The sequence below is a fragment of the Bradyrhizobium sp. Leo114 genome (assembly GCF_055229415.2).
In genome coordinates, this window is sequence record NZ_JBUYEN020000020.1 from 117,648 (window position 1) to 130,886 (window position 13,239).

Annotated in this window: 11 protein-coding genes; 6 read left to right on the forward strand and 5 right to left on the reverse strand. The window is 65.1% G+C overall.

Annotation, left to right across the window (positions count from 1 at the left end):
* The first annotated feature begins 1 nt into the window (after nt 1).
* The gene (locus tag ACZIRK_RS24295; RefSeq protein ID WP_130228110.1) at nt 2-658 is read left to right on the forward strand and encodes a glutathione S-transferase family protein; all 657 of its coding nucleotides are present in this window, start codon (nt 2-4) and stop codon (nt 656-658) included.
* A gap of 204 nt (nt 659-862) precedes the next feature.
* On the forward strand, nt 863-1,669 hold the full coding sequence (locus tag ACZIRK_RS24300; protein WP_130228109.1) for a helix-turn-helix domain-containing protein: 807 nt from the start codon (nt 863-865) through the stop codon (nt 1,667-1,669).
* Nucleotides 1,670-1,813: 144 nt separating this feature from the next.
* Here ACZIRK_RS24300 and ACZIRK_RS24305 read toward each other — a convergent pair whose 3' ends face one another.
* A complete protein-coding gene (locus ACZIRK_RS24305; RefSeq protein ID WP_463328230.1) occupies nt 1,814-2,656 on the reverse strand; it encodes a universal stress protein in 843 nt (280 codons plus the stop codon).
* 197 nt (nt 2,657-2,853) lie between these two features.
* On the opposite strand from ACZIRK_RS24305, the gene ACZIRK_RS24310 reads away from it, so the two are divergent.
* The 4 genes from ACZIRK_RS24310 to ACZIRK_RS24325 all read left to right on the forward strand — a co-directional run bounded on the left by ACZIRK_RS24310 (nt 2,854) and on the right by ACZIRK_RS24325 (nt 9,217).
* On the forward strand, nt 2,854-3,720 hold the full coding sequence (locus ACZIRK_RS24310; protein ID WP_130227325.1) for a beta-keto acid cleavage family enzyme: 867 nt from the start codon (nt 2,854-2,856) through the stop codon (nt 3,718-3,720).
* Between the two features lie 147 nt (nt 3,721-3,867).
* Nucleotides 3,868-5,472 carry an AMP-binding protein gene (locus ACZIRK_RS24315; protein ID WP_130227324.1) on the forward strand — a complete coding sequence of 535 codons (1,605 nt, stop codon included), beginning with the start codon at nt 3,868-3,870 and terminating at the stop codon, nt 5,470-5,472.
* A gap of 158 nt (nt 5,473-5,630) precedes the next feature.
* Nucleotides 5,631-7,247, forward strand: a complete 1,617-nt coding sequence (locus ACZIRK_RS24320) for an acyl-CoA carboxylase subunit beta (protein WP_463328231.1) — start codon at nt 5,631-5,633, stop codon at nt 7,245-7,247.
* Entirely contained in the window at nt 7,244-9,217 is a 1,974-nt protein-coding gene (locus ACZIRK_RS24325; protein ID WP_463328232.1) for an acetyl/propionyl/methylcrotonyl-CoA carboxylase subunit alpha, read from the forward strand. The genes ACZIRK_RS24320 and ACZIRK_RS24325 overlap by 4 nt, the downstream gene beginning before the upstream one ends.
* Nucleotides 9,218-9,303: 86 nt before the next feature.
* Here the strand turns inward: ACZIRK_RS24325 and ACZIRK_RS24330 are convergent, their stop codons facing one another.
* The 4 genes from ACZIRK_RS24330 to ACZIRK_RS24345 are packed head-to-tail and all read right to left on the reverse strand — an operon-like array spanning nt 9,304 to nt 13,156.
* A complete protein-coding gene (locus ACZIRK_RS24330; protein ID WP_130227321.1) occupies nt 9,304-10,302 on the reverse strand; it encodes an ABC transporter ATP-binding protein in 999 nt (332 codons plus the stop codon).
* Complete coding sequence (locus ACZIRK_RS24335; protein ID WP_130227320.1) at nt 10,299-11,312, reverse strand: ABC transporter ATP-binding protein; 1,014 nt, start codon at nt 11,310-11,312, stop codon at nt 10,299-10,301. The genes ACZIRK_RS24330 and ACZIRK_RS24335 overlap by 4 nt, the downstream gene beginning before the upstream one ends.
* Nucleotides 11,312-12,205: an ABC transporter permease gene (locus ACZIRK_RS24340; RefSeq protein WP_028167254.1), complete on the reverse strand. Its 894-nt coding sequence runs from the start codon at nt 12,203-12,205 to the stop codon at nt 11,312-11,314. Before ACZIRK_RS24340 ends, ACZIRK_RS24335 begins: the two co-directional genes overlap by 1 nt.
* A 3-nt stretch (nt 12,206-12,208) precedes the next feature.
* Nucleotides 12,209-13,156 carry an ABC transporter permease gene (locus tag ACZIRK_RS24345; RefSeq protein WP_130227319.1) on the reverse strand — a complete coding sequence of 316 codons (948 nt, stop codon included), beginning with the start codon at nt 13,154-13,156 and terminating at the stop codon, nt 12,209-12,211.
* Nucleotides 13,157-13,239: the final 83 nt, after the last annotated feature.

Genomic DNA, 13,239 nt, shown 5'->3' on the forward strand with positions numbered 1-13,239 from the left:
GATGGTCACGCTTTATCACTGCGAAGCCGCGCGTTCGTTCCGGCCGCTCTGGATGCTCGAGGAAATGGGATTGGCCTACGAGCTCAAGATGCTGCCGTTTCCGCCACGGGTGTTCGCGAAGGACTATCTGGCGCTCAACCCGCTCGGCACGATTCCCTTGCTGATCGATGGCGAGACGCGGATGACGGAGTCTTCAGGCATCTGCCATTACCTTGGTACCAAATATGGCCCGACACCGCTGATCGTCGGACCCGACGAGCCCGCCTACGGTGCCTTCCTCAACTGGATGTATTTTTCCGATGCGACGCTAACCTTTCCGCAGACTCTGGTGCTGCGTTACGCCCAGCTCGAGCCGGAGGAGCGGCGCAATCCGCAAGTGGCCGGCGACTACGCCAAATGGTTCTTCGGCCGTCTGCGGGCGGTGGAGGCCGCAACCGGCAAGGCCGAGACGTTGTGCGCCGGCCGCTTCACCGCCGCCGACATCGCCATCGGCTACGCACTCCGGCTCGCCGACAATATCGGGCTCGCCAAGGATTTCGGTCCCAATGTCGCAGCCTATTGGGCGCGGCTGCAGCAGCGCGAGGCATACCAGCGGGCCGTCGCGGCGGAACGCAAGGCCGGCGTGGAGCAAAACGTCGCGCCGCGGGTGCGTGGGTAAAGCGCCCGCCCCGGCCGTCACTGCGAGGAGCGACAGCGACGAAGCAATCCATTTCTCCACTCGTGGTGGCATGGATTGCTCCGCTTCGCTCGCAATGACGGAGAGAGCCGTTTCCTCGCCCCAATTGTAACGGTGACTTCAGCCAGATTTCGGCTATGGTTGGCGCCGCAACGGCCGGGAAGAGCCGTGCGAGGAGGAACCACCATGGACGACCAGGCCCGCGAAGTAGGCCATCTGATGCTGATCACGCCGGAGCGGGTGTTTTACGCCGGACTGCTCGGCCGCCCGCGCGAGCGCTGTCCGGGCGCATTCCATGTCTATGTCGCGATCAAAGGCCGCCTGCACCTTGCGACCAGCGATGGCCGCGAGTCCTATGGTGATCTCGTCGTGACCATGCCGAACCTGCGCCACACGATCGCGAGCGACTATCGCTCGGCGATCTGCGTCGCCATCGAGCCTGAGAGCGTTCGCGTCGGCGCGCTCGAGTCGTTCTCAAGGCTGTTGACGGGCTCGGAAAGCCAAATCTTCGCCGACCGCATCCGCGCCGCCTATGCCGCGCTCGGACGTCGCCAATATAGCGACAACCTCTCGAACGCCGAGTTCGACATCATGTGCTTCGGAGAGGGGCTGCCGCAGCGTGTGCTTGATCCGCGCGTGGTGCGGGCCATCATGCGCATCGGCAAATTCTCCGGCGAGCCGGTGACGGCGGCGGATTGCGCGGCGGATGCCGCGCTGTCGCCCTCGCGCTTCCTGCATCTGTTCAAGGAGGAGACCGGGATCTCGTTCCGCTCCTTCCGTGCCTGGAAGCGGGCGCGGCATCTGTTGCATTTCGCCAACCAGGACATCAATCTGGCGCATCTGGCGCAGGACATCGGCTATCCCGACTCGACCCATTTCAGCCACTCGATCCGCCGCTTCTACGGCCTGAAGCCGCGCGCGATCTTCTCCGGCTCGCGCGATCTCGCGATCTATCGCAGCAGCGGATCGTTCACGGAAGCGGTGGTCCCCTAATCGTCATGCCCGGGCTTGTCCCGGGCATCCACGTCTTCCTTTGGTGTCGCCGGCACGTGGATGGCCGGGACAAGCCCGGCCATGACGGAGAGAGCGTCTACAATTCACTCCTGGGTCCAGCCGGTCGCTGGCCGCCTTCCGCCATCAGTGCGACAGCAGCACGGGCAGCGGCGGGTGTGACATCATGCTGAGCGTGGCGCCGCCGAGCACGAATTGGCGGAAGCGGGAATGGCCGAACGCGCCCATGACCAAAAGGTCGCTGTCATGGCTCGTCAGCGCAGCCTCCAGCGCGTGCGCGACCGAGCGGCCCGCGGCATCGACGGTGTCGAGGATCACCTCGACGCCGTGACGGGCGAGATGCTTGGCAAGTTCCGGCCCGGACCGCTTGGTGTCGATGCGCTTCTCATTGGTCACCGTCACGATGTGGACGCGCTTGGCCTGCTTGAGCAGCGGCAGCGCATCCGCGACTGCGCGTGCGGCCGGACGGCTGAAATCCCAGGCCACCGTTGCCGTATTCAGGATGAACGGCTTGCGGCTGCTTTGCGGCAGCAGCAGGACGGGGCGTCCGGATTCGAAAATGATCGGCTCGGCATTCCAGGCGCCGAACAGGGCATTGTCCTGGACCGGAATGATGGTGAGGTCGCGAAGCCGCGCATACTCGATCAATAGCTCGCGCTGCTCGGAGGTCAGGCAGCGTTCCAGGATGCGTTCCTCGAAGACGCCGCGCTTTTCCGCGGCGGCCTGGAACGCTGCGAGCGCGGCCTCGGCCCGAAAGCGTGATTTCTTTTCATCGGTCGCGGCGATTCCGGGAACGTCGAGCAGCGCCGGGCTCAGGAAGCTGCCGGGCACGGCGACGCGGATCTCGCAGGCGATCGCGGAAATCTTGGCACCGACGGCGGCGGCGAAATCGGTCGCAAGATCGATCGCCGCCGGCGGCGTCGTTTCGGGGTAGCTCGCGAGCGTCAAGAGGAGGTCTTTGTAGGCCATGTCGTGTCTCCCAGAATCCAGGGAAACTCATAGCCCTGTCGCGGCGTCCGGGTTTGATTCAGAGCAAACCTCCATGCGCGCTATTGCCACGGCGACCTGCCTGCCGCCGCGGCAATAGCCAGTCAACGCAAGAGGGCTCTGGCCAAATCGCGCATCATGCAAAAAACTGAGCCATTCAAACACCTTGGACTGGATGCATGAGCGACAAGGCCGTTATCACCTGCGCGCTGAACGGCGTGCTGACCGATCCAAAACAGCACAATGTGCCGGTGACGCCGGAACATATGGCGCGCGAGGCCAAGGCGGCCTTCAACGCCGGCGCCAGCATCATGCATATCCATCTGCGCCAGCAGGCACCTGGCAAGGGCCATCTGCCGTCCTGGGAGGTCGGCGTCAGCAAGGAGATCCAGCAGGCGATCCGCGAGGCCTGCCCCGGTGTCATCATCAATCACACCACGGGCACCTCCGGCCCGAACTATCAGGGCGCGCTCGATTGCGTCCGTGAAACCAGGCCCGAGATCGCCGCCTGCAATGCCGGCTCGCTGAATTATCTGAAGGTCAAGGCCGACAACACTTGGGCCTGGCCGCCGATGCTGTTCGATAACGCGGTTGAGAAGGTGCAGGATTATCTCGACGTGATGAAGGACGCCGGCACGATTCCCGAATTCGAATGTTTCGACGTCGGCATCGTGCGCTGCGTCGGCATGTACCGGCAGACCGGCATGTATTCCGGTCCGCTCGAATATAATTTCGTGATGGGCGTTGCCTCGGGCATGCCGGCCGATCCGGAATTGCTGCCGATCCTGCTCAAGCTGAAGGCGCCGGACGCGCATTGGCAGGTCACCGCGATCGGCCGCGCCGAGATCTGGCCATTGCACCAGCGCGCCGCCGATCTCGGCGGGCACTTGCGCACCGGGTTGGAAGACACCTTCTATCTGGCTGATGGCACGAAGGTGACCTCCAACGGCCAGTTGATCGAGGCGATCGCCGCCTGCGCGCGCAGAGCTGGCCGCGAGATCGCCAGCCCCGCCGAAGCGCGGCAGATTTTCGGGGTGAGGCACTAGGGCTGCTCCGCTGTCATTCCGGGGCATCGCGAAGCGATGAGCCCGGAATCCATCGGGCCGCATGGACCTGTGGCGAAATGGATTCCGGGCTCGCGCTACGCGCGCCCCGGAATGACGACGGCGGGTGGAGGGGAGGGAATCAAATCAATGGATGATCTCGCAGCAACCGGCGGCGTGTCGGGTCCGGGACAGATCGGCCGGGTGGCGATCGGCGATCTGCTCAAGCGCGCGGCGCGGCGCTTTCCTGATCGCGTCGCGCTCACCGACGGCGCGCGTCGCGTCACCTTCACCGAGCTCGAGCGTGACGCTAACCGATTTGCCAACTACCTCGTGCAGCGGGGTCTAAAGCCGGGCGAAAAAATCTCGACCATCTGCAACAACTCGGTCGAATTCGTCAAAGCGCTGTTCGGCATTCACCGCGCGGGCCTCGTCTGGGTCCCGATCAACACCATGCTCGGGCCTGCCGATATGGATTACATCCTCGGCCATGCCGAGGTCCGCTTCGCGCTGATCGACGACAATCTGCATGCGCAAGCGGACCGGCGCGCGACGCTGGAACAGCGCGGCATCGGGATGGTCGCGATCGATCTTGCCGGAAAAGTCGCGGCAACCGGCCTTGAGAATTTCAACGATCTCATTAAGGGTCAATCCGACATCGAACCCGAGATCGAGATCAACGACCGCGATCTCGCCATGATCATCTACACCTCCGGCACGACGTCGCGGCCGAAGGGCGCGATGCACTGCCACCTCGCCGTGGTAATGGCGGTGATGAGCAATTGCATCGAGATGCAGCTCTCCCGCGATGACGGCATCACTGGACAATTCCCGCTGTTCCATTGTGCCGGCCATGTGCTGCTGCTCAGCTATCTCTCGGTCGGCGGCCGCATGGCGCTGATGCGCGGCTTTGATCCTGTCGTCTGCATGGAGGCGATCGTCCGCGACAAGCTCACCGTCTTTGTCGGGCTGTCGCTGATGTATCAGGCGATCCTCGACCATCCGCGGCGGCGGGAATTCGATCTTTCGGGCTTGCGCTGCTGCATCTACACCATGGCACCGATGGGCAAGCCGCTGCTCGAACGCGCCATCGCCGACCTGTGTCCAAACTTCGTGCTCTCCAGCGGCCAGACCGAGATGTATCCGGCGACCACGATGTCGCGGCCCGAAGTGCAGCTCAATCGCTTCGGCAATTACTGGGGCGAATCGCTTGTTGTTAACGAGACCGCGATCATGGACGACAACGGCAATCTCTTGCCGCGCGGCGAGATCGGCGAGCTCGTGCATCGCGGGCCGAATGTAATGATGGGCTATTACAAGGACCCGAAGGCGACCGAAGAGGCGCGCAAGTTCGGCTGGCACCACACCGGCGACCTCGCGCTGATCGACGACAATGGCGAGGTGCTGTTCCTCGATCGCAAGAAGGACATGATCAAGTCCGGCGGCGAGAACGTGGCTTCCGTGAAGATCGAGGAGACGCTGCTCGCACACCCCGCGGTGCAGAACGCCGCGGTGGTCGGCCTGCCGCACCCGCAATGGGGCGAAGCCGTCTCCGCCTTCGTCAAGCTGAAGCCGAATGCTGCGGCTGGCGAAGCTGACATCATCGAGCATTGCCGAAAGCATCTCGGTGGCTTCCAGGTGCCGAAGCTGGTGCGTATCCTCGACGAAATGCCGATGACGGCAACCGGCAAGCTGCGCAAGGTCGAACTGCGGCAGGCGTATAGTGAGTATTTCTCGGAAGCGAAAAGCGCATGATGCTTACCAAGAACACCCCTGTCATTCCGGGGCGCGCGCAGCGCGAGCCCAGAATCCATTTCTCCATGAGCGTCCGCGGCCCGATGGATTCTCTGATGTGCAATTGCACATCATAGCTCGTCCTTCGGACGCCCCGGAATGACGGAATAGGCTGAGCTATGGCCATCATCGAAAACACCATCTCGCCCTCCAGCGCCGCCTTCCAGGCCAATCGCGACGGCATGCTGGCGCTGATCTCCCGGATGCGGGCGCTGGAAGAGCGCACCCGCGCGGTATCCGCTGCTGCAAAGGACCGCTTCCACAAGCGCGGGCAGCTCCTGCCGCGTGAGCGCGTGGCGCTGGTGCTCGATCCCGGCTCGCCCTTCCTCGAACTGTCGACGCTCGCCGGCTACATGTTCGACGTCGCGGACGCGGACAGAAGCGTGCCTGGCGGCGGGCTGATCGCCGGCATCGGCTTCGTCTCCGGCATCCGCTGCATGGTCAGCGCCAATGATGCCGGCATCGATGCCGGTGCGCTGCAGCCCTATGGCCTCGACAAGACGCTGCGGGTGCAGGAACTGGCACTCGAGAACAAGCTGCCTTATGTGCAGCTCGTCGAGAGCGCCGGCGCCAATCTGTTGCGCTACCGCGTCGAGGATTTTGTCAGGGGCGGCAACATCTTTCGCAACCTGGCGCGGCTCTCGGCAGCCGGCTTGCCGGTGGTCACGGTGACGCATGGCTCGTCCACCGCCGGGGGCGCCTATCAGACAGGATTATCCGATTACATCGTGATGGTGCGCGGCCGCACCCGCGCCTTCCTCGCCGGTCCACCGCTGCTCAAAGCCGCTACCGGCGAGATCGCGACCGAGGAGGAACTCGGCGGCGCCGAGATGCACACCTCGATCTCCGGTCTCGGCGATTACCTCGCTGAGGACGACCGCGACGCCATCCGGATCGCGCGGGACATCATGTCCAGCCTCGAATGGGACCGGCGCCAGCCCGCGAGCGCGTCGTTCAAGCCGCCGCGCTACGATGCGGAAGAATTGCTCGGCATCATGCCGATGGATCACAAGCGTCCCGTCGACATACGTCAGGCGATCGCGCGCTTCATCGACGATTCCGATTTTACCGAGTTCGGCGCCAATTATGGTTCGGCCACGATTTGCGGCCATGCCCGCATCGAAGGGCAGGCGATCGGCATCATCACTAATAACGGCCCGCTCGATGTGCCTGGCGCTAACAAGGCGACGCATTTCATCCAGGCCTGCTGCCAGTCGCGCACGCCGCTGCTCTATCTGAACAACACCACCGGCTACATGGTCGGCAAGGCCTATGAGGAAGCCGGCATGATCAAGCGCGGCTCCAAGATGATCCAGGCGGTGACCTCGGCGACGGTACCGCAGATCACGATCTATTGCGGCGCCTCGTTCGGTGCCGGCAATTACGGCATGTGCGGCCGCGGCTTCCATCCGCGCTTCTGCTTCTCATGGCCCAATGCCAAGACCGCCGTGATGGGCGGCGAGCAGGCCGCCGAGACCATGGCGATCGTCACCGAAGCCGCCGCCGCCCGCCGCGGCAAGCCGGTCCCGAAGGAGAAGCTGGACGCGATGAAAGCCGAGATCATCGGCGTGTTCGACGGCCAGATGGACGTGTTCTCCACCAGCGCGCGCGTGCTCGACGACGGCGTGATCGATCCGCGCGACACCCGCAGCGTCCTCAGCGAGGTGCTTGCGATCTGCCGCGAGGCGGAAGCCCGCAATCCTCAGCGCATGCAGTTCTCGGTGGCGCGGCCATGAGTCGTGAAGGGGGCGGGATGTTCTATCGGGTCCTGATTGCCAATCGCGGCGAGATCGCGCTGCGGATCATGCGCACCGCGCGCCGACTCGGCTACGGCGTCGTCGCCGTTTATTCCGATGCCGACCGTGATGCCCTGCACGTAGGCGAGGCCGATCACGCGGTCCGCATTGGCGAGGCGCAACCGTCGCAATCCTATCTCAACATCGATGCGATCATCGCCGCCGCCAAGGCCAGCGGCGCCGGCGCCGTGCATCCCGGCTACGGCTTCCTCGCCGAGAACGAGCATTTTGCGCAAGCCTGTCGCGACGCCGGCCTCGTCTTCATCGGCCCGTCGCCGGAAGCGGTCCGCGCGATGGGCAACAAGGCGGGCGCCAAGGAGATCATGCAAAAGGCCGGTGTGCCCTGCGTGCCCGGCTATCAGGGCGCCGACCAGAGTGACGAGGTCATGCTGGCGGAAGCCAGGCGGATCGGCTTTCCCGTGATGATCAAGGCGGTCGCTGGCGGCGGCGGGCGCGGCATGCAACTGGTTTCCGACGCGGCGTCGTTCCCGGATGCGCTGCGCAGCGCGCGCTCGGAGGCGCTGGGCGCCTTCGGCGATGCGACGGTTATCCTGGAGCGCGCGATCGTCGATCCCCGCCACATCGAGATCCAGGTGTTCGGCGACCGCCATGGCAACGCGATCCATCTCGGCGAGCGCGACTGCTCGGTGCAGCGCCGGCACCAGAAGCTGATCGAGGAGGCGCCGTCTCCGGCGGTGTCGCCCGAGTTGCGGGCGCGGATGGGCGCCGTCGCGGTCCAGGCGGTGAAGGCGCTTCGCTACGAGGGCGCCGGCACGCTGGAATTTTTGCTCGACGGCAACGGCGACTTCTATTTCATGGAGATGAACACGCGCCTGCAGGTCGAGCATCCCGTCACCGAGGCGATCACCGGGCTCGATCTGGTCGAGCTGCAGTTGCGTGTCGCCCGCGGCGAGCCGCTCGGCGTGAAGCAGGAGGACATCACATTCTCCGGCCACGCGATCGAGGTGCGGCTGTGCTCGGAGGACGCGGACCATGACTTCGTGCCGCAATCCGGCAGGATGGCGCGCTGGCAGATGCCGGAAGGCGTCCGCGTCGAGCATGCGCTGCAGTCAGGTTCTGAGATCCCGCCGTTTTATGACTCCATGATCGCCAAGATCATCAGCCATGGCGCCGACCGGCGCGAAGCCCGCAGCAAACTGATCGTTGCGCTGGAGCAGGTCGAAGCCTTCGGCGTCACCACCAACCAGGGCTTTCTGATCTCCTGCCTGCGCCATCCAGCCTTCGGCAGGGGCGAGGCAACGACGTCGTTCATCTCAGCGCATCGGAGCGAACTGCTGGCGCCGCGCGCCGACGGGAGCGCGGATGCGGCGCTCGCGGCGCTGCTGCTCTACGTCACCAATCCGCACGCGCCGTCGTGGCGGAGCGGCCGCTCGCTCGCTGCGACGTTCCCGCTCGGATTGCGCATCGATCTCGGCCGCGGCCTCCGCGAGGTCGAGATCGTGCGCGAGCGCGACGGCTCTTACGTCGCCGATGTCGCGGGACACAAGCATCGCTTCGAGATCGATGAACTCGGTCTGGACGCGATCCGCTATCGCACCAACAGCCTCATGGCCCGCGCGAAATTCCTGCGCGACGGCGATCGTCTCTACATCCTCAATCACGACGTCACACTCTCGGTCCGCGATCTGACGCTGGCGCCGCCCGAGGCCGCCTCGGGGGCCAATGGCGACGGCAAGGTCCGCGCCGCCATGAACGGCCGCGTCGTCGCGGTGCTGGTCAAGCCGGGCGAGCAGGTTGCCGCCGGCCAGCCCGTGATGACTTTGGAAGCGATGAAGATGGAGCACGTGCACACCGCTAGTGTCGCCGGTACGGTGTCGGCCATCGACGTTGCCGAGGGCGAACAGGTGACGACGGGCAGGATTGTCGTCGAGATCGAGGCGGCGGCTTAGCCTCAACGCGTAGGGTGGGCAAAGCGCGGCGTGCCCACCATCACGAGCACGACACTTGATGGTGGGCACGCTGCGCTTTGCCCACCCTACGGCGCGTTGACCCGCCCCGTTCCCTCATTCAGCCAGCACGCCACCTGATGTCTGGCACCCGCTTCCACCAGCGGTGGGCGTTCAAGCTTGCAGCGATCCATTGCGTAGCGGCAGCGCGTATGAAACGCGCAGCCGGAGGGCGGGTTGATCGGGCTCGGCACGTCGCCCTCGACCAGCGGCGTCAGCCGCTTGACCCGTGGATTGGCGACCGGCACGGAGGCCAGCAATGCCTGGGTGTAGGGATGGCGCGGGTTGGCGAACAGCTCGGCTTTGTCTGCGATCTCGACGATGCGGCCGAGATACATCACGGCGACGCGGTGGCTGATATGGGCGACGACGGCGAGGTCGTGGGCGATGAACAGATAGGAGAAGTTGCGCTGGCGCTGCAGGTCGATCAGCAGATTGATCACCTGCGCCTGGATCGAGACGTCGAGCGCGGAGACCGGCTCGTCGCAGACGATCAGGCTCGGCCCGAGCGACAGCGCGCGTGCGATGCAGATGCGCTGGCGCTGGCCGCCGGAGAACTGGTGCGGATAGTTCTTCATCTGGTCGGGCCGCAGGCCCACCTGCTGGAACAGTTCCGCGACGCGTTCCTGCTTCCGCTCGCCCGAAGCCAGCCCGTGCACGCTTAGGGGTTCGCCGACGATGTCGCCCGCGGTCATGCGCGGGTTGAGCGAGGCAAACGGATCCTGGAACACGATCTGCATCGAGCGGCGGTGGGCACGCAGCTCCGCTTTGCTCAGATGCGTGATCGCCTCGCCGTTCAGCCGGATCTCGCCGCTCGACGGCTCGACCAGCCGCAGCACGCTACGCGCCACCGTCGACTTGCCGCAGCCGGATTCGCCGACCAGCCCCAGCGTCTCGCCGGGAGCCAGTGAAAAGCTGACACCATCGACCGCATGCACGGTGCCGACCTGCCGGCGCAGCACGCCGCCGCGCACCGGGTAATGCTTCACGAGGTCGGTGACCTCCAGCAGCGGCCGCGCTTCGCTCATGAGGCCTCCGCCATCTCGCCCGCGCGCCAGCAGGCGGCAAGGTGCCTGCCGCCGAAATCGCCGAGCGGCGGATATTCCTCCCGGCAGCGCGGGATCGCGAACCGGCAGCGCGGCGCGAACGCGCAGCCCGTCGGCAGCTTCGTTAGCGACGGCACCATGCCGGGGATTTCGACCAGCCGCACATCGGCTTTTGCGTCGAGCGACGGCACGGCCGGGATCGAGGCCATCAGGCCGCGCGTATACGGGTGCAGCGGATTCTCGAACAGCGCCTCGACGCTGGCTTCCTCGACCTTCCTGCCGGCATACATCACGATCACGCGCTGCGCCGTCTGCGCGACCACGCCGAGATCATGCGTGATCAGGATCAGCCCGGTGCCGAGCTTCTTCTGCAGATCGACCATCAGCGCCAGGATTTGCGCCTGGATCGTGACGTCAAGTGCAGTGGTCGGCTCGTCCGCGATCAAGAGCGCCGGCCGGCAGGCCAGCGCCATCGCGATCATCGCGCGCTGGCGCATGCCGCCCGAAAGCTGGTGCGGATATTCCTGCGCGCGCCGCTCCGGCTCGGGGATGCGAACGAGGCGCAGCATGTCGACCGCCTGCTTCCAGGCCTCCTTGCCGCTGATCTCCTGGTGCAGGCGCAAGGCTTCCGTGATCTGGTCGCCGATCCGCATCACCGGATTGAGCGAGGTCATCGGCTCCTGGAAGATCATGGAGATGCGATTGCCGCGGATCCTGCGCATCGCTTCGTCATCGAGCGCGAGCAGGTTCTGGCCTTCGAGCACGATCTCGCCGCCAACGATCTTGCCGGGCGGGTCCGGCACCAGCCGCATCACCGAGAGCGCGGTCACGCTCTTGCCGCAGCCGGATTCGCCGACGATCGCCAGCGTCTCGCCGCGGCGGACGCTGAAGGAGACATCGTCGACCGCCCTGAATAATCCCGAATTGGTGAAGAACACCGTTTTTAGGTTCTTCACCTCGAGCACCGCTTCTGCCTTGCCTGCTCCGCTCATCAGCCGCGCTGCCTTGGATCGAGGATGTCGCGCAGGGCGTCGCCGAACAGATTGGTGCCGAACACCGCGAGGCTGATCGCGATCCCCGGAAAGATCACGAGCCACGGCGCGACGCGCACATATTCTGCAGCCGATTCCGAGAGCATGCGGCCCCAGGACGGATAGGGTTCGGGAATGCCAAGGCCGAGAAACGACAAGGATGCCTCCGTCAGGATGGTGGAGCCGAGCTGCGCGGTCGCGAGCACGATCAGGGGGGCCAGCGTGTTCGGCAGCACGTGGCGGAACGCGATCCGCATCTCGCTCATGCCGATCGATTTCGCTGCCTCCACGAACGGCAGTTCGCGCAGCGCCAACGTGTTGGCGCGGATCACGCGCGCCACCGTCGGGATCAACGGGATCGCGATCGCGATGATGACGTTCGGCAGCGACGGGCCGAGCGCGGCCGTCATCACAAGCGCCAGCACCAACAGCGGCAGCGACTGCAGGATGTCGGTGATGCGCTGGAACAACAGATCGACCCAGCCGGAGAGATAGCCGGAGGCGAGCCCGACGATGACGCCGATCGACGCGCCGAGCGCGGTCGAGCCGAGACCGACCGCGAGCGAGATGCGTGCGCCATGGATGATGCGGCTCCAGACGTCGCGGCCGAACGAATCGGTTCCGAACCAGTGCAGCGCATTGGGCGCGGCCAGGCGGTGCGCCGAATCGACGGCAAGCGGATCGTAACGGCTGATCAGGTCGGCCGAGAGCGCCATCGCGACGAACAGCACCATGATGACGAGGCCGATCGTGCCGAGCAGGTAACGCTGCGCAAGGAACGTCAGCCGTCGCCAGCCGTGGGTGGCGTCAGCGCCGGCGCGCTTCAGTTCGGCATCGAAGTTGATGACAGCCAAGAGCTAGTCTCCGTAGCGAATGCGCGGGTCGATCGCGGCGTAGAGCATGTCGACCGTGAAGTTGACGACGACCACGACCACGGCGATGAACATCACGAGATTCTGCACGATCGGATAGTCGCGCCAGCGCAATGCCTCGACCAGGAAGCGCGCGACGCCGGGGATGTTGAAGACCGTCTCGGTGACGATCAATCCGCCGATCAGAAATGCCGCCTCGATGCCGATCACGGTGATCACAGGCAGCACCGCGTTCTTCAGCGCATGGTGATAGTTGACGGAGGCGTCCGATGCGCCCTTGGCGCGGGCGGTGCGGATGTAATCCTGCCGCAGGATCTCCAGCATCGAGGAGCGGGTGATGCGCATGGTCAGCGCCGCACTGCGGAAGCCAACCGCCATCGCCGGAATGCAGTAGATCGCGAACGCCTCGGCCCAGGTCTGCGGGTTCGGGTTGTAGATCGGCATCCAGCCGAGCATCGACACTGACGCCATCAGGATCAGCAGTCCCAGCCAGAACGACGGCAGCGACAGCCCGCTCAGGCTGACCACGCGCAAGGCATAGTCGAGCCGCGTGCCCTGATGCACCGCGCTGAGCACGCCCAAGGGAATGCCGATCGAGGCCGAGAACAACAGCGCCAGGCCGGCGAGTCTTGCGGTGATCGGGATCCGCGGCAGGATCTCCTGCAGCGCCGGCTTTTCCGAGACATAGGAATAGCCGAGATCGCCGTGCAGCAGGCCGCCGATCCACTTGAGATATTGCAGCACGATCGGGTCGCTGAGGCCGAGTTCCTTCTCCAGGTTGGCCTTGTCGGCGGGATCGACATAGCCGGCGGCGTCGAACAGGATATCGACGATGTTGCCGGGCACGATGCGCAGCAGCACGAAGATGATGACCGAGATCCCGAACAGGGTCACGAGCATCAGGAAGAGGCGCCGGACGATATAGGCTAGCACCTGGCCGCTCTCCTCTTGTCGTCTGCGCCGCTACAGCAGGACGGTCGCGGTTACTACCTCCCCCCAGCGGGGAGAGGTCGGCG